The sequence below is a fragment of the Kribbella sp. NPDC050281 genome, assembly GCF_040655855.1.
Classification (GTDB): domain Bacteria; phylum Actinomycetota; class Actinomycetes; order Propionibacteriales; family Kribbellaceae; genus Kribbella.
Genome location: NZ_JBFAKS010000018.1, coordinates 23707 through 39963 on the forward strand (window position 1 = coordinate 23707; position 16257 = coordinate 39963).

Annotated in this window: 19 protein-coding genes; 9 read left to right on the top strand and 10 right to left on the bottom strand. The window is 68.1% G+C overall.

The features are described 5' to 3' along the window. Positions 1-66 precede the first annotated feature (66 nt). Together AB0I34_RS20575 and AB0I34_RS20580 are read left to right on the top strand one after the other, a co-directional pair. Positions 67-1002 (top strand): ATP-binding cassette domain-containing protein, encoded by a 936-nt coding sequence (locus tag AB0I34_RS20575; RefSeq protein WP_360447133.1) that lies wholly within the window; start codon positions 67-69, stop codon positions 1000-1002. Continuing rightward, a complete protein-coding gene (locus AB0I34_RS20580; RefSeq protein ID WP_360447135.1) occupies positions 999-1748 on the top strand; it encodes an ABC transporter permease in 750 nt (249 codons plus the stop codon). Before AB0I34_RS20575 ends, AB0I34_RS20580 begins: the two co-directional genes overlap by 4 nt. A gap of 28 nt (positions 1749-1776) precedes the next feature. Here the strand turns inward: AB0I34_RS20580 and AB0I34_RS20585 are convergent, their stop codons facing one another. Next, positions 1777-4902 carry a BTAD domain-containing putative transcriptional regulator gene (locus AB0I34_RS20585; protein WP_360447137.1) on the bottom strand — a complete coding sequence of 1042 codons (3126 nt, stop codon included), beginning with the start codon at positions 4900-4902 and terminating at the stop codon, positions 1777-1779. Positions 4903-5079: 177 nt separating this feature from the next. Further along, positions 5080-5964, bottom strand: a complete 885-nt coding sequence (locus AB0I34_RS20590) for a LysR substrate-binding domain-containing protein (protein WP_360447139.1) — start codon at positions 5962-5964, stop codon at positions 5080-5082. Positions 5965-6062: 98 nt separating this feature from the next. Here AB0I34_RS20590 and AB0I34_RS20595 point away from each other — a divergent pair, with 98 nt between their 5' ends. Continuing rightward, a complete protein-coding gene (locus tag AB0I34_RS20595) occupies positions 6063-6554 on the top strand; it encodes a cupin domain-containing protein (RefSeq protein WP_360447141.1) in 492 nt (163 codons plus the stop codon). 3 nt (positions 6555-6557) lie between these two features. Here the strand turns inward: AB0I34_RS20595 and AB0I34_RS20600 are convergent, their stop codons facing one another. Further along, the gene (locus AB0I34_RS20600; protein ID WP_360447143.1) at positions 6558-7004 is read right to left on the bottom strand and encodes a DUF1801 domain-containing protein; all 447 of its coding nucleotides are present in this window, start codon (positions 7002-7004) and stop codon (positions 6558-6560) included. A 167-nt stretch (positions 7005-7171) separates the two neighbouring features. On the opposite strand from AB0I34_RS20600, the gene AB0I34_RS20605 reads away from it, so the two are divergent. After that, entirely contained in the window at positions 7172-8176 is a 1005-nt protein-coding gene (locus AB0I34_RS20605) for an NAD-dependent epimerase/dehydratase family protein (RefSeq protein WP_360447145.1), read from the top strand. Between the two features lie 35 nt (positions 8177-8211). Then, positions 8212-8817, top strand: a complete 606-nt coding sequence (locus tag AB0I34_RS20610) for a TetR/AcrR family transcriptional regulator (protein ID WP_360447147.1) — start codon at positions 8212-8214, stop codon at positions 8815-8817. A 2-nt stretch (positions 8818-8819) separates the two neighbouring features. Here AB0I34_RS20610 and AB0I34_RS20615 read toward each other — a convergent pair whose 3' ends face one another. Further along, positions 8820-9926, bottom strand: coding sequence for an FAD-dependent oxidoreductase (locus tag AB0I34_RS20615; RefSeq protein ID WP_360447149.1), 1107 nt, complete (start codon positions 9924-9926; stop codon positions 8820-8822). A 134-nt stretch (positions 9927-10060) separates the two neighbouring features. On the opposite strand from AB0I34_RS20615, the gene AB0I34_RS20620 reads away from it, so the two are divergent. From AB0I34_RS20620 to AB0I34_RS20630, 3 genes are read left to right on the top strand one after another with little or no spacing between them, the layout of a single operon-like run. Beyond that, positions 10061-10585, top strand: a complete 525-nt coding sequence (locus AB0I34_RS20620; protein WP_360447151.1) for a cupin domain-containing protein — start codon at positions 10061-10063, stop codon at positions 10583-10585. 53 nt (positions 10586-10638) lie between these two features. Further along, positions 10639-11505 (top strand): RNA polymerase sigma factor SigJ, encoded by an 867-nt coding sequence (gene sigJ / locus AB0I34_RS20625; RefSeq protein ID WP_360447153.1) that lies wholly within the window; start codon positions 10639-10641, stop codon positions 11503-11505. After that, positions 11502-12047 carry a GNAT family N-acetyltransferase gene (locus AB0I34_RS20630; protein ID WP_360447155.1) on the top strand — a complete coding sequence of 182 codons (546 nt, stop codon included), beginning with the start codon at positions 11502-11504 and terminating at the stop codon, positions 12045-12047. The genes sigJ and AB0I34_RS20630 overlap by 4 nt, the downstream gene beginning before the upstream one ends. On the opposite strand, the gene AB0I34_RS20635 is transcribed toward AB0I34_RS20630, so the two are convergent. Continuing rightward, the gene (locus AB0I34_RS20635) at positions 12032-12427 is read right to left on the bottom strand and encodes a VOC family protein (protein ID WP_360447157.1); all 396 of its coding nucleotides are present in this window, start codon (positions 12425-12427) and stop codon (positions 12032-12034) included. The genes AB0I34_RS20630 and AB0I34_RS20635 overlap by 16 nt on opposite strands. A gap of 39 nt (positions 12428-12466) precedes the next feature. On the opposite strand from AB0I34_RS20635, the gene AB0I34_RS20640 reads away from it, so the two are divergent. Further along, a complete protein-coding gene (locus tag AB0I34_RS20640; protein WP_360447159.1) occupies positions 12467-12991 on the top strand; it encodes an NUDIX hydrolase in 525 nt (174 codons plus the stop codon). Here AB0I34_RS20640 and AB0I34_RS20645 read toward each other — a convergent pair. The 5 genes from AB0I34_RS20645 to AB0I34_RS20665 all read right to left on the bottom strand — a co-directional run bounded on the left by AB0I34_RS20645 (position 12984) and on the right by AB0I34_RS20665 (position 15721). Then, positions 12984-13589 carry a mobile mystery protein B gene (locus AB0I34_RS20645; RefSeq protein WP_360447160.1) on the bottom strand — a complete coding sequence of 202 codons (606 nt, stop codon included), beginning with the start codon at positions 13587-13589 and terminating at the stop codon, positions 12984-12986. The genes AB0I34_RS20640 and AB0I34_RS20645 overlap by 8 nt on opposite strands. Next, positions 13586-13933 (bottom strand): helix-turn-helix domain-containing protein, encoded by a 348-nt coding sequence (locus AB0I34_RS20650; protein ID WP_360447162.1) that lies wholly within the window; start codon positions 13931-13933, stop codon positions 13586-13588. Before AB0I34_RS20650 ends, AB0I34_RS20645 begins: the two co-directional genes overlap by 4 nt. 88 nt (positions 13934-14021) lie before the next feature. Then, positions 14022-14858 (bottom strand): MauE/DoxX family redox-associated membrane protein, encoded by an 837-nt coding sequence (locus AB0I34_RS20655; protein WP_360447164.1) that lies wholly within the window; start codon positions 14856-14858, stop codon positions 14022-14024. A 13-nt stretch (positions 14859-14871) separates the two neighbouring features. Next, positions 14872-15474 carry a cell wall protein gene (locus AB0I34_RS20660; RefSeq protein ID WP_360447166.1) on the bottom strand — a complete coding sequence of 201 codons (603 nt, stop codon included), beginning with the start codon at positions 15472-15474 and terminating at the stop codon, positions 14872-14874. Between the two features lie 13 nt (positions 15475-15487). After that, positions 15488-15721, bottom strand: a complete 234-nt coding sequence (locus AB0I34_RS20665) for a hypothetical protein (RefSeq protein WP_360447168.1) — start codon at positions 15719-15721, stop codon at positions 15488-15490. Positions 15722-16257 lie beyond the last annotated feature (536 nt).

Genomic DNA, 16257 nt, shown 5'->3' on the forward strand with positions numbered 1-16257 from the left:
GCCGTGTCAGTGGGCGTGTCAGTGGCGTGTCAGGGGGGTGTCTGGGCGGGTCGCGATGGTTGCTCCATGAACAGCTCAGCGATTGCAGTCTCGGGACTGCGTAAGGCTTATGGGGACAAGGTCGTGCTCGATGGCATCGATCTGGAGGTGCGGGCCGGGACGGTGTTCTCGCTGCTCGGTCCGAACGGCGCGGGCAAGACGACCACGGTGAACGTGCTGACCACCTTGCTGAAGGCGGACGGTGGGACGGCACGGGTTGCCGGCCACGACATCGACACCGAGGCCAAGGTCGTGCGGTCGGTCATCGGGGTCACCGGTCAGTTCGCGGCGGTGGACGAGCTGCTGACCGGGCAGGAGAACCTGCAGCTGATGGTGGATCTGCTCGGGGTGAACTCCGGCGAGCAGGTCATCGCGGGCCTGCTGGAGCGGTTCGATCTGGTGGAGTCGGCGCAGAAGCCGGTGTCGACGTACTCCGGAGGTATGCGCCGCAAGCTGGACCTGGCGATGACGCTCGTGGGCAACCCGGAGATCATCTTCCTGGACGAGCCGACCACCGGCCTCGACCCGCGCAGCCGGCGCACGATGTGGACGATCATCCGCGGGCTGGTGGCCGACGGCGTGACCATCTTCCTGACCACCCAGTACCTCGACGAAGCCGATCAGCTCGCCGACCGGATCGCCGTACTCGACCAGGGCCGATTGGTTGCCGAGGGCACCCCGGACGAGCTCAAGCGCCAGCTGCCCGGGACGCACGTCCGGCTCCGGTTCGGCACCGTCGAGGAACTCGACGCGGCCGCGCGGATCTTCACCGACTCGACGCGAGACGACGAAGCGATGGACCTGCGGGTTCCGAGCGACGGCGGGACGAGGTCGCTGCGGGCCGTGCTCGACCGGCTCGACGAGTACTCGATCAGCGCCGAGGAGTTCTCCGTCCACACACCCGATCTTGATGACGTTTTCCTCGCCCTGACGGGCCACAACACGGAGGTAGTCGCGAAATGAGCGCCCAGAACCACTCGATCGTCATGCTGCGTCGCAACTTCAAGCACATCACCCGGAACCCGACCTCGGTGTTCAACGCGGTCCTGATGCCGGTCGTGATCATGTTGATGTTCGTGTACATGCTCGGCGACGCGTTCAACGTCGGCGTCGACTACGTCGACTATGCGACACCGGGACTGATGCTGCTGGCCGTCTGCTACGGGCTGGGGGCCACCGCGACCGCGGTGAACTCCGACATGACCAAGGGCATCATCAACCGGTTCAAGGTCATGGACGTCTCCCGCGGTGCCGTGCTGACCGGGCACGTGATCGCCAGTGTGCTGACCAATCTGATCGCCATCGCCGCGATCGTCGGGGTGGGGTTCCTGCTGGGATTCAACCCGTCGGCGAGCTTCGTCGACTGGCTCGGTGTGATCGGTCTCGTCGTACTGCTCGGATTCGCGGCCGGCTGGTTCACCGTCGCCCTGGGACTGTTTGCGAAGTCTCCGGAAACCGCGGGACTGGCCGCGGTGCCGCTGGTCATGCTGCCGTTCTTCAGCAGCGCGATCGTCCCGGCGGACAAGATGGGGGCCGGCCTCAAGCAGTTCGCGCAGTACCAGCCCTTCACCCCGATCATCGAAACCCTGCGTGGGCTGCTGAACGGCGCACCGGCCGCCGGCGACGTGATCCCGGCCCTCGCGTGGTGCGTCGGAATCGCTCTGGTCGGCTATCTGTGGGCTCGTTCGACCTTCGCGAAGCGAGCCTGACGAACTCGGGTGGTGCCGTGGCGCGCCCTCACGAGGCCAGCGTGACCTCGACCAGCTCAGACCAGTTCGACTCCGTACCTACCTGCGTCACCTCGGCGAACCGTGCGTCGCCGAGGTGACGTCGTACGTCGTGCTCGATCCTGACCGCGGCCGGGTTGGAAAGATCTGGCAGACCGCGTACGCCGTTGCTCGCCGCGAGCAGCCGCGCTGCCTGCTCGTACTGTTCGCGGCGCATCGCCAGATCCGCGACTCCGAGGATGGCGTGCGCGAGCGTGGGTGCGTGGCCGGCCTCGGACGCCGCTTGGAAGGCGGCGGCTCGGTGTCCGCGGGCTTGCTCGAGATCGTCGGCGAAGTCGCCGAGCTGACTCTGGACGACCGCGCGGATGTTCGCCTGATCCGCTTCGTCTCCCAGAACGGTCGTCGCGACGTCGAGTTGCCGACGTGCCTCCTCGGCGTCTCCGCGCCAGCCGGCCAGTTCCGCCTTCGCGAGTGCCAGCACGGCCAGCGCACCCGGCCAGGGGATCCGGTCCGCGTAGCGCTGCGCGTCTGCCATTGCCACCTCACTGGACGCCTCGTCGCCGAGCAGCCAGTACAGCTGAGCCTGTCGCGCGCGCAGCCGAATGACGTCGTCGACAGCACCGAATTCGGTGACGACGCCGACCGCCTGTTCGAGGTACTCGCACGCGGCAGCGAACTCGCCCCGCGTGGCGATGCGGTCCGCCAGCTCGGCCAGGGCGAACGAGATCCCAAACCGTTCGCCGACCGCCCGGAACTCGGCGAGTGCCAGCTGGAGATCCTTGTCCGCATCCCGCCCGTCGCGCCCGAGCATGATCCTCATCTTGCCGAGCTGCAGCCGGGCCATCGCACGTCCCCAGGGGTCCTCGTGGCCGAGCAGCGATTCCCACGCGGGCAGGATCTGGTCCGGGGCCTGCAACATCATCTCCAGCGGCGCGATCAACCCGAGCACCGGATGAGGATCCTTACTCTGCTGGCTGTATCGGTAGGCCTTGTGGATCCACTCCGCGACCTGGTGCTCGTCGCCCGGCCCGGAGGTCAGGAACTGCACGACCAGGGCGTACACCATGGCGCGGATCTCGTCGGTCACCTCGCCGGGTGTCTCGATGGCCGCCATGATCAGTTCGTTGCCCTCGGTCTTGTCCCCGGCGAGCCACCAGTACCAGCCGGCGGACGCGGCCAACCGCATCGCCCCCTGCGCCTCGCCGGCCGCCACCGCAGCACGCATCGCGGCACTGATGTTGTCGTGCTCGGCCGCGAGGGTGGCGAGCCATTCCAGCTGCTCGGCGCGGCGAAGGTGCGGCTCCGCGGTCTCGGCGAGTTCGGTGAAATAGGTGAGATGCGCATGCCGCGCCAGCTCCGATTCACCCGCCTCCGCGAGCCGCTGCGCGGCGTACTCCTTGATGGTGCCGAGCATCCGGTATCGCGGCGCCTTGTCGGTGTCGGCGACCAGCAGGGACTTCTCGGTCAGTGCGGTCAGCAACTCGAGCACCTCACCCGCCTCGACCGCATCGCCGGCGCAAACTCGCTCGGCCGCCTCCAGGCTCGCGCCGCCGTAGAACACCGACAGCCTGCGTAGGACCGTCCGTTCGGCGTCGGACAGCAGTTCCCAGCTCCAGTCGATCACCGCGCGGAGAGTCCGTTGCCGCGGCAGCGCCGTACGGCTGCCGCCGGTCAGCAGGCGGAAGACGTCATCGAGCCGGTCAGCGAGCTGATCAAGGGACATGGTGCGGAGCCTGGCCGCGGCCAGCTCGATCGCCAGCGGCATCCCGTCCAGCGCGCGGCAGACCCGCGCCATAGTCGACAGGGTGTGGGCATCCACCGCGATATCCGTGCGTACGGCGGCTGCCCGGTCGCGCAGCAGCTGGACGGCCGGAGAAGACTCGATCGCGTCCAGGTCGGCGTCGCTCGTGGGCAGGGCCAGCGGTACGACGTGCCACAGCGCCTCACCGGTGATGCCGAGCGGCTCCCTGCTCGTTGCGAGGATCCGTAGCCGGCGGCACTCCCCGAGCACCCGATGCGCGAACGTCGCGGCCGATTCGATCACGTGCTCGCAGTTGTCCAGGACCAGCAGCACCTCGCGCTCACGCAACGCGGTGATGACCCGATCCGTCGGCTCCGTGTCCGACGCGTCGGTGAGCAGACCATCCCGCAGGCTGAGCGCTGCGAGCGTCGCCTGCGCCACGTCGCCGTCCGCGCCGATGGGCGCCAGTTCCACGAACCACACACCGTCGGCCAGGTCACCGACCAGCGTGCGCGCGGTTTCGGCCGCGAGTCTGGTCTTCCCCGCGCCGCCCGGCCCGACCAAGGTGGTGAGCCGATGGCCGGCGACGAGATCGCGAACCGTGGCGACGTCGGCGTCCTTGCCGATGAAGCTGGTCAGCTCGGCGCGCAGATTGGTGGTCCGGGTTTCCTCCCGCCGTCCCAACTCGCCCCGCAACAGCGCGACGTGTACCGCGGACAGCTCGGGGGAGGGGTCGACGCCCAACTCGTCGGCCAGGGCTTCTCTCGTGCTCTCGTACAGGAGGAGCGCGTCGGCGTTGCGGCCGGCCGCGGCGAGGGCTCGCATCAGCGCCGCCACGAGCCGCTCCCGGACCGGGTGCGCGGCAACCAGGTCGGTCAGTTCGGTGACCATCTCCGCGCCGTTGCCGAGGCTGATCTCCGCGTCGAAGCGATCCTCGAGGGCGGTCAGGCGCAGCCCTTCGAGCCGCGTGACTGCCGCGTCGTACGCCGTACTGTCCTGCAAACCGACGTCCTGCAAGGCCGCGCCGCGCCACAAGGCGAGGGCCTCGCGCAACAGTCGTATCCGGGCTGGACCCTGGTCGGTGCGGGCCTGGTTGAGGAGGCGTTCGAACCGGATGGCGTCGACGGTGTCGGGCTCCACCATCAGCCGGTAGCCGTCGGTCTGGCCCTCCACCGATGCGTCCGGCAGAGCCTTCCGGAGCCGGGAGACCAAGCGCTGCAAGGCATTCGCCGCTTCGGTGGGCGGCTGCTCACCCCAGATCCAGTCGACGAGCGTCGCCTTCGGAACCACCTGCCCCGGACTGAGCGCAAGGGCGATCAACAGCCCCCGCAACCGGGCGCCAGGCACGTCGGCGACGACCCCGTCGTCCGAACGAACCTCGAATGATCCCAGCATCCCGATCTGCACCCGCCCGATCTTGCCATGGGCGGCCGGTTGCTTCGCGACGTGGGATCAACGGAAACAAAGAGGCGCCAGGTGGCGAGAACGTTCCGGAAAGCCGAGGTCAGGGGCGCTGACCGAGGAGCACGACTCCTTACGGAGGACACCTGGCAACGGTGTCCATCGAGTGGCTCATGCTTTGACTGCTATCTGTCTGGCCGTCTCCAGGAAGCCGGGAAGGGCGGTGTTCGCGTTGTCGGCAGCCCAGGCGAGTTGGAGCGTGAGCTCGTGCCCGACGACAGGTACGAACCGGACGCCCTCCAGCGACACCGCCTGGTACGACGCTGCCACGATGGTCACCCCGAGTCCGGCCGCGACGAGCCCCAACGCGGAGATGCCGCTCGCCTCTTGCACGACGGCCGGGCTGAAGCCGGCACCGCGGCAGGAGGCGATGAACTCGTCGTACGCGAGCACCGAGCGGTGACGCGGGAAGAACACGAAGGGCTCGTCAGCGAGTTCGGACAAGTCGATCCGAGCGCGCCGGGCGAGCCGGTGATCGGCGGGCAGCCCAGCCAGGACCGGCTCGGTCAGCAAAGTCTCCAGTTGGATGCCCGGCGGAGCCGCCGCCGCCCGCAGGAACCCGGCGTCGATCCGCCCGACCGTCAGTGCCGCCAACTGCTCGTCGTCGAAGCTCTCGCTGATCCGGACCTCGATCGCAGGGTGGGCGTCGCGGTACGAGCGGATGATCGCGGGCAGCAGTGCCAGCGTGACCGCCGGAAGCGCCGAGATGGCGAGCTCACCCCAGTCACCCTCGGCGGCGAGTCGGGCCAGCCGAACTGCGCGGTCGGACTCGGTCAGCGCGCGCCGTGCGTGCCCGAGCACCGCCTGCCCGGCCGGGCTGAGGACGACCCGTCGGCTGGTCCGGTCGAACAGCCTGACGCCCAGAATCCGTTCGAGGTCGCGGATCTGCCGCGACAAAGCGGGCTGCGTGATGTGCAAGCGCTCGGCGGCCCGGCCGTAGTGCAGTTCGTCGGCCACCGCGGCGAAGGACCGCCACAACCGCGCGTCCACATCCATGCACTGAGGTTATCAATCAAGAATAGATCGGCCTTGGACAACATCGATGCGGCACGGTTGGCTGGTGATCCCTGCGATCCCCGAAAGGATCCCCAGCCATGACCCAGCCCGTGACTCGAGGCGTGATCTCCAGTCAGGACACCCAGACGGCCCTGTGGTTCCTCGGCGTCCTGTCGCAGGTGCGTGTCAGTGGCGAACAGACCGGCGGGGCCTTCTCTCTGACCGAGAACCTCGCCCGGCGCGGCAACGGCAGCCCGGTCCACTTCCACGACGATGAGGACGAGACCATCTTCGTCCTCGACGGCGACCTGCGCGTCTTCGCCGGCGAAGAGGAACACACCGCCGGCCCCGGCACCGTAGCGGTGCTGCCGCGGCGAATCAGCCACGCGTACGTCGTCACGTCCCCCACGGCACGGTTCATCACGCTGCACATGCCTGGCGGGTTCGAGCAGTTCGCAGCCGAGGTCGGAGAGCCCGCTCAGGCGCTCACGCTGCCGCCGGCACCCGCCGTACCGCCGGATCTGGCTGCGCTGACCGAGACAGCCGCGCGGCACGGCATCACGATTCTCGCCCCGCCACCCCAGCCGTAGGGATCAGCTCGCGGCCTTCTTCACGAGCGCGGTGATCTGCTTCTCGCCGGCCGCGGTCAGCTTTGTCAACGCGAAGGCGGTCGGCCACATCTCGCCGTCGTCGAGGTTCGCCGAGTCGTTGAAGCCGAACGTGCTGTACCGCGACTTGAACTTGCCCGCGTTCTGGAAGAAGCAGACGACCTTGCCGTCCTTGGCCCACCCGGGCATCCCGTACCAGAGCTTCGGCATGAGCCCAGGCGCGTTCTCCTTGACGATGGCGTGAATCCGCTCGGCCATCGCACGCTCCGCCTCCGGCATCTCGGCGATCTTCTCCAGTTGGGCCGCCTCTTGGTCCGCCCCGAGCGCGGCCGCCTTCATCTCCCGCGCATGCTCCTTCATCGCCCCCCGCTCCTCGGCGGTGAACCCTTCGTACGACTTGCCCTTCGAGCCTGCGGCCTTCTTCGCGTTCATCGGAGTTCCTGTCTACGAGATCCGCTGAGAACACTTCCCATGCTAGGAACCCGTCCGCGGTCTGAGCTTCTTCAAACCTGATCGATCTAAGTGGAGAGGTCGTCTCCGGTTCTGTGCTACGGTGAAAGCGGAGATGGGATCTCCGTTCAGGGAACTGGAGGGTGGAGATGGCTGAGACGGTGCTCGTGACCGGTGGGACGGGGTACGTCGGGGGATGGGCGATCGTCGTGCTGCTCGATGCCGGGTACGACGTGCGTACGACGGTTCGTGCCGCGAGCAAGGAGCAGTCGGTCCGGGATGTGGTGGGGGAGCGGGTGGGATTCGCGGTTGCGGATCTGATGCGGGATGACGGGTGGGATGCGGCGATGCAGGGTGTCGACTATGTGCTGCATGTCGCCTCGCCGCTCGGGGATGAGGGTTCGAAGGATCCGGATGCGCTGATCGTGCCGGCGCGCGATGGGGCGTTGCGGGTGCTGCGGGCCGCGACTCGTGCGGGGGTGAAGCGCGTGGTGATGACCTCGGCCGCGAACGCCGCGAGTCCGGCGTCGTACACGGACGACGGCGTCACGGACGAGACACTGTGGACGGTCGACTCGCCGTCGCTGCCGGCGTACCGGCGTTCGAAAACCCTTGCGGAGAAGGCGGTCTGGGACTTCATGGAGGGGTACGACGGCCCGACCGAGCTGACGACCGTGCTCCCTGGTGCGGTGTTCGGGCCGATCCTGACGGCGGACAACGTCGGTACGACGCAGATCATCCAGCGGATGCTGACGGGCAAGATGCCGGGTACGCCGAAGATCGGTCTGGAGGTCGTGGACGTTCGCGACCTGGTGGATCTGCACCTCCGCGCGATGGTTGCGCCGGAGGCGGCGGGTCAGCGGTTCCTCGGCACCGGCGAGTTCGTCTGGATGCGCGAGATCGCGGCGGCGCTCAAGGAGGCGCTCGGCCCGCAGGCAGCGAAGGTGCCCAGCCGCCGGCTCCCGAACTTCGTGGTGCGGCTTGCCGCGATCACCGACCCATCGCTGCGGGCGATCGCCATCTCGCTCGGACGCCGGAACCGGCACACCACGGCCAAGGCTGAGCGTGTGCTCGGTTGGAAGGCGCGTCCCGCAGCCCAGACGGTCGTGGAGTGTGCCCAGAGCCTGATCGCGCACGGCGTGGTTGCCGCGTGAACGACGCCACGCCAAGGAGCGCCCGGCGAGACTCCGTGCGGAACCGTGAGCGGCTGGTCGATGCCGCGCGGGAGGTGTTCGCCGAGCACGGGTTCGGCGCCACGCTCGACGACATCGCCCGGCATGCGGGCCTCGGCACCGGGACGGCGTACCGGAACTTCCCGAACAAGCGCGCGATCGCTTCCGAGGTACTGCGGGAAGCCACCGAACAGATCGCGGTCGACGCACGGGAGGCGCTCGAGGTCGAGGACCCATGGGATGCGCTCGTGCAGTTCTTCGAGCGCACGGGCGCCCGCCAGGCCGCCGACCGGGGACTGTACGAGACCCTCACCGGGCAAGGCGATGACGAGGTCCAGGCCCGCATCTGGCCCGAGATCGTTGCCGCAGTCACCGAACTCTTCAATCGTGCGTACCGCGCCGGCGCGATCCGCCCCGATGCCGCGGTCCAGGACATCGCCGCGATCTTCGCCCTGCTCGGACCGGCGTTCGAGCTGAGCCGCGCGATCGACCCCAACCTGTGGCGCCGCTACCTGGCTCTCCTCCTCGACGGCCTCCGCCCAGCGAACCAACCGGCCCTCCCCGTCGGCCCGCCACCCGTCGAGTCCCTCGACCTCATCCTCCGCGCCGGCAAACGCACCTGACCTCAGGTCAAGGCGGTCAGCGCTGGATGGCGCTGGGCCAGGTAGGCGCCGCGGACGATCGTCTCCTTGTACCTCGCGGCCGCGCGTCCAGTGAGTACGGCCTCGACCGGCGAGTCGTCGGCCCGGACGAACTGGATCAGTGCGTCGTTGCGACCCAAGCTGATGCATTGGTTGAAGTAGCGGAAGTGCAGATCCCGCGGCTCGCGCCCGGCCAGACGATCGGTCAGGGCACGGACCGCATGCGCCGCAGCCGGGATGCCGGTTGCGCAGGCCATCCGCAGTTCCTGGCCGGTGGTCCGTCGTACGGCGGCCGCGTCGCCGACCGCGTAGACGTCCGGATGCGACACCGACCGCAATGTCCCGTCCACGATCATCCGGGCCCTTGAGTCGACTGCGAACCCCGCCTCCGCAGCCAGCCTCGACACCTCGAACCCGGTCGTCCACACCACCACATCGGCCTCGAGCCGATCATCGCCGGCCAGGGGCAGACCCGAATCATCGACCGACGCCACTCGCACACCTTCGACGCGCGAGATCCCGAGACGCTTGAAGGTCTTGTGGAGATGGCGTCGCCCACGATCCGACAACCCGGCGCCGAGCTCGCTACTCGTCACCAGCCGCACCTCCCGACCCGGGTAGGTCTCGGCGATCTCGGTCGCGACCTCGATGCCGGTCAGCCCACCGCCCACGACCGCGACAGACCCCTCCTTCTCCAGCCGCTCCCGCAGCCGCGTCGCATTGTCGACATCCGCCACGGTGTAGGCGTACTCACTTGCCCCAGGCACCGAACTCAGGCTGGTGCGACTCCCCAGCGCATAGATCAGTACGTCGTACCGCAGTTCCCGCCCGGTCAGTACGACGGTCCGCCGGTCGGCGTCGATGTGGATGACGCGATCGGCGACGAAGTCGACCCCGGTGCCTTCGAGCAAGTCCTTGATCGGGCGCTCCGGCAGCTCCTGGCCGGACGCCAGTTGATGCATCCGGACCCGCTCGACGAAGGTGTCGCGGGCGTTGACCAGCGTGACCGGCGCACCGGTACGGCGAGCAGCCAGCTTGGCCGCGATCATCCCGGAGTACCCGGCTCCCAGTACGACGATGTGCGGTGACATGTGCGCACTCCTCTCGACATGACTCCTGACACAGCGAGGCGGCCCGAATGTGACGTGACGACGGTCACGTCCAGGGCTGTCACGAACTCCGCGGGCTGTCTGGTCAGGTCGGCATCGTCTACGAGGAGGAAGACATGCCACAGCAGAAGGCTGTCCTGATGCGCGGCGCGGAGGCCGAGCGGCTCGGCGATCCGCCGAACATGACCTGGCTGATCGCCGACGCCGAGCACACCAACGGCATCATGAACGTCGTCCGCACCACGCTCGGAGCCGGCGTGGACGGTCCGCCGCCGCACTTCCACAAGGAATCGCCGGAGATGTTCTACCTGCTCGACGGCGTGCTGCGGATCCTGGCCGGCGACCAGATCGTCACGGTGGAGAAGGGCGATTACCTGCTCGTCCCGCCGCTGATGCCGCACGCCTGGGGTACGCCGCAGGAGGTCGGAGCGGACGTGCTGATCGTCAAGGCGCCCGGAAACAACCGGTTCGACTACTTCCGGCTGGGCGACCGGATCCGGCGCGGTCAGGCGGAACCGGCCGAGGTGCTCGCGACGGCGGAAAGGTTCGACAATACTTTTGTCGACAATGAGGTGTGGCGGCACGAGCTCGCCGCGCGGGAAGGTGAGCGGCGACAGTTCATCCCCTTCCCGGGGACCTGATGCCGACGCATCCCCTTCCCGGGGACCTGATGCCGACCGGCACAATCGGGGTCATGGATGGCCTGGCCGAGTTCGAGGCACAGCGACCCCGGTTGTTCGGCATCGCCTACCAGATCATCGGTGAGGCGACTGAGGCCGAGGACGTCGTGCAGGACGCGTACCTGCGCTGGCGGTCGGCCGAGGGTGTCAGTACGCCGGCCGCCTGGCTGACCACGGTCGTCACCAACCTGTGCATCAACCGGCTGACGTCGGCCCGGGCCCGGCGGGAGCGGTACGTCGGCCCGTGGCTGCCAGAGCCTGTTGCCACGGGCAATGACCCGCTGGAGCTGGCGGAACGCCGGGACACCATGACCATGGGTTTCCTGGTGCTGCTGGAGAAGCTGACGCCGCCGGAGCGGGCCGTGTTCGTCCTGCGGGAGGCGTTCGACTACTCGCATCGTGACATCGGCGAGGTACTCGGGATCGACGAGGCCAACGCCCGGCAGCTCTACCACCGGGCGCTCGCCCGGATCGGCGATGCGCGGCGCCGTTTCTCCGCGAGTCCCGCGGACGGGGTGAAGCTGGTGGAGCGCTTCCTGGCCGCAACCGTCGAGGGCGATGTGGCCGGGCTGGAACAAATCCTGACCGAGGACGCGTCGGTGTGGGCCGACGGCGGCGGGAAGGCAACCGCTGCCCGCCATCCGATCTTCGGCCGCGTCGAAGCCGCTCATTACCTGACCGGCCTTGGGAAGACCGAGCGGGCGCTGGAGGCGACCGTTGCCGTGGGCGAGATCAACGGAGAGCCCGCGATCCTGGTCCACGAGTCCGGCGAGCTCACCGTCATACTTGTCCCGGAAGTCCGTGACGACCGGATCAGCACCATCCGCGCCGTCCTGAACCCCGACAAGCTCGCCTACGTCAAAGGACAGCTCGCAGCATGACGACGTACAGCGACTTCCCGGCCGAACTGCTGACCGAGCGCCTGCGACTCCGGCGATGGAAGCCGTCGGACGCCGAGGAGCACCGCGGACTGTGGATCGAGCGCGATCAACGAGCGGTACGCCGGATCGACGCCGACGGACGGCCGACGGTCGAGGAGATGCGCGGGTGGCTGGTGGCGAACCCGCTGGGCACCGAGCCCGGGCTGGGGTTGCTGCCGATCGAGCGGCGCGACACCGGCGAGTTCGTCGGGTACTGCGGGCTGACGGTGGGGCAGGGGTCGTTCGACGAGCCCGAAATCGCCTACGAGCTGGCCCGGCGGGCGCACGGTCACGGCTACGCCACCGAGGCGGGTCGAGCGGTCGTTGAGGCGGCCGAAGCCACCGGCCGGCGGCGGTTGTGGGCCACGGTGCGGGAGTGGAACGGGCCGTCGTTCCGAGTGCTCGAGAAGCTCGGTTTCCACCGCAGCGACCGGGTCACCGAGGACCCGGAACGCGGCGACCTGATCTGGATGACCCGCGAGCTCGGTCAGCCGTCGGCGTAGAGACAGAACGGATGGCCTGCCGGGTCGAGCAGGACGCGGACGTCCTTCTGCGGCTGGAATTCGGCCAGGGTGGCACCGAGCTCCAGGGCATGCGCGACGGCCTCCTCGAGATCGCCGACCTCGATGTCGAGGTGCATCATCATGTGCTGTTTCCCGTCCTCGGCCGGCCAGGTCGGGCGGACCCACTCGGCCGACGTCTGGGACTGGAAGGCCAGGTAGGTCTCGGAGTTCCCCGGCACGGCCAGGGTGAACTCGCTCGGCTCGTTCTTGTGGATCTCCCAGCCGAGCACCGCGTGGTAGAACAACCCGAGCGCCTGCGGATCCGGTGCGTCGATCACCGTCCCGAACCAATGACCCTTCGACGAACGTCCCCGGAGCATGTGCCCTCCTCCTGCTGAAGTCTGTACGAGACTAGACCCGTGAACCGACAGGACGATCTGGCCGCCGAAGGTGAACCGGAGAAGGAGTTCAACCCCGGAATCGCGGCGCGGTTGCCGCGGAAGACCGTGGCCGGCGGCGCACTGATCCGCGACGAGGCCGGCCGCATCCTCTTCCTCGAACCGACCTACAAACCGACCCTCGACATCCCCGGCGGCATCGCCGAGTACGACGAATCGCCGTACGACGCCTGCTGTCGCGAGGTCAAGGAGGAGATCGGCCTGGACCTGGAGATCGGCCGTCTCCTCGTCGTCGACTGGGTCCCGGTCCTCGGCGTCTGGACCGACGCACTCGCCTTCGTCTTCGACGGCGGCACCCTCGACGACCACCACCTGTCCGCCCTCACCCCGGACCCCACCGAGGTCCGCACCCACCACTTCCTGACCCTCCCCGAAGCCACCCCCAACCTCCGCCCCTCCATGACCCGCCGCCTGACCCTCGCCCTCCAAGCCCTCACCCACCCCACCCCCACCTACGCCAACTTCGGCCGCCCAACCTTCACCTGACAGCGTTTGCGAGGAGAGCTGCGTAGTCTCCACCGTCCGCAGCACGCAGAGCATCGAGATGGTGGCGGCGGGCCTCGCTCGCCGGAAGGCCGCTGCGCGCGCCCCAGGTGAGATGGTCCGGACCGAGGCCCAGCGAATCCGCGAGTGCGCTCGCGACGAGTCGGGCATGCCGGCCGTTGCCGCTCACGAACGGGTGGATGAACACGAGCCGATGGTGAAATCGAACGCAGGTCTCCGAAGAACCGAAGGTTCCCTGTTCGATCCAGAATCCGGCATCGCCGAGCAGGACCTGCAACTCCTCCTGAATGCGCGCCGGTGGAAGACCGATGGTGGTGTCGCGCTGACGAAGCCGTCCCGCCCAGGTCCACACATCACCGAACATCCGGCGGTGAGTCTCACGAAGGAAGGTGTGGTTGAGCAGATCCCTCGGCTCGAGGTCCTGATCGCCAAGCCAGAGCAGCCCGTCGGTGATGTTCGACGCCTCGGCCTCGTTCAGCTCGTCCCGGGTTCGGATCCACGAGAACTCCTCGGTCAGGTGCTGAGCATCGTCGGCGTCGACCGGCGTCTGGCCGTCCTCCGAGCCGCCGAGCTCCGTCACGCGGCGGAGCGACCGATCCGATGCGCGACAATCTTGCGTAGCACGCGCTGGAAGCCGTCATCCGTGAGCGGCTGAGCCTCCAGGGCCATCGTCCAGGCGATCTTCTGCGCCTTCGCGATGTCCGACTGGGTCGGCTGCTCGTCCTGCGCGAGGAGGCTGAAATCAAGAATCCGCAGGACGCTGATGACCTTGTCTGCTTCCAGTCGAGGGGCTCCGTTCTCCAAGCGGCTGAGCCACTCGCGGGAGACTCCGGCCTGCGCCGCCAGGGCAGCCTGCGACAGCTGCCGCCGCCGGCGCTCGGCTCGAACGGCCGCACCGAGGTCGTCCATCTGCCCGATCGCCATCTCAGCGCCTCTCTTGTGTGATGGTACTGTCACAGCCTTGTTGCTGTGACAGTACCATCACAACCGAGCACTGCCGGAGAAGGGTCTCCTAGGCGGTGGCTAGCAGAGTCGGCCGATAGAGCGTCTGGCCCGACGTCTCGTCGACGACGGCGACGCGGACCGATTCCGGTGTGTTGTCGTGATGCGGTACGGCGAAGACGGCGGTTGCCGGGCGGCCGTCGTACCTGGCGGTGTAGCTGACGAACCGCCAGTCCTCGTCGTCCCAGTAGTCGTGGATGTCGGATCGCAGCAACCCGTTGACCGCGCGGTACGCCGGACTGAGCAACAGCCGTCGCTGAGTAGCGGCGAGCGGTACGTCGTTGGTCGCGGTGCCGGCGAGTGGATGCGTGATCTCCACCCGCAGCCGACGCAGCGGAAGCAACCAGTACCGATCCAGTTCGGCCGACAGCATGACGAACGCGGCAGCCTCCAGCACCAGCACCGCCACAACCGCGACGGAGCCGACCGACCACCATCCATCACCTGCAGCCGTCGCCGCCGAAGCCGTTGCCAGCAGCAACACCGCGCGCCCGATCGCCCGCCGGCCAACGGGTTTGGCCGACGCACCGATGCACCCACAGGACGCATCCGGCACCACGATCTTGGCGTAGATCAAGTACCCGGTGAACCCTGCCGCCAGCACCACAGCCGCCACCGTCTCGACAATCAATGCCGGCGGCAACAACAGGGCCAAGGCGATCACGGCTTCGATCGCACCGACCGCGCGGTACGCCGGTGCCGCGCGCGTCTCGCCGACCAGCCGAGGCAAGGCGGTCCGTCGTGCTTGCTCCGCGCTGTCCCGCCCAGCGACTTTGCCGTACGACGACCAGAGCAGGAGTAATCCGATGAGTAGCGGCTGGGCAGCCGCCACCTGATGTGCGAACATCACGGCCTCCCGGTCAGTTCGAGGCGTAGACGGTCGCGATGTCGATCTCGTTGGTGCCCGGTCGCCAGGCACCGATCACCTGGGCATGCCGGCCGACCTTGAGCATCGACAGATCCGAGACCGCCGGCGTGCCGTTGTAGACGGCCGCGGTGAGCCCGGGCTGCACATGCCCAACGACCTTCTGGCCGTGGTGCTCGAGTTGCAACGCGGACCGCCCGATCGAGGTGATGCTGACGGTCAGGTTGACGATGTTCACCCAGACCGACTCGGCAGCCAGGGTGCCGTCCGGCATCAGTACGCCGCGGGCGTACAGGCCGTCGCCGACCCGGACCTGGTCGAGCGTGGTGGGCCGGAGCTTCCAGACACTGGTCACTCCGGTCAGCTGGATCCGGTGCAGCCGGCCGTCGGATCCCTGTACCTGCAGGAGATCCTGGTTCCGGCCCATGATCAGGCCTTCGGCGAAGTTCGGGTCCGGCTGTCCGGGTTCGGGGTACTGCGTGGCCGCGGCGAACGCGGTCTCGGGGGCGAGTGAGCCCATGGCGCTGGCGGCGACCAGGCCGGTGGCGCCGAGTGCGGCGCGGGTGAGCAGGGACCTGCGGTCCATCGTTGTGGTCATCTCAGCTCACCTCTCAGCCGACGTCGATCGTGCAGGGGATCAGGCCGGCGCTCAGGCTCGCGATCGCGGAGAACGCGGCCGGAGTCAGGTCGACGATCCGGTTGGAGGCGCACTTGCCGCCGCAGCAGGCGCGCTCACCACAGAACAGGTCGGTCTGCGGACCGCAGTCCGCGATCGACGTGACCACCCGTGATCCGTTGCACAGGTTGGTCGTGGAGTGGCGGAACCCGCAGGTCCGCCGGGACATCCCGGTGACTCCGCAGGTGTCGGGGTGGGTGATCGCGAAACAGGCGGCCGAGGCGTTCGGCCACGCGTGCTGGAAGTTGCCCGAGTGGCAGGTTCCGCAAGCACCTCGTCCGGTGCTCGCGCAGGGTCCCCATGCGTTGCCGCAACAGAACCATGAGACTTCGCCGTTGAGTCCGGCCATGACAGATTCCTCCAGGTCTAGGGGCGGTAAGACCTACAGAAACTTTGTACTCTGCCGAGGGGGAATCTCCCAGAGCTCAGGTCGAAACGGAAACTTTTTGCCCAGAACCCGGGGTAGGTATTCGATCGGAGTCGAATGCTTCAACCCCTGGCGCTGGAGTCTGTATGCGGTATACGATCCTGGCGAACGCGCTGGTTGTGACCTGGTGCACGGTGTGATGCATCGGTACCGGATAGGATCGGTGTGTTTGTGGAGGGGAGTATTCCTCTCGGGCGCCGCCCCCAGTGCGCCCGAAGCGGCAGCGTCGTCATCACGGGAGGCCTGGGCGGCCGAACCGGTGCTGCCGGCCCGGAGTT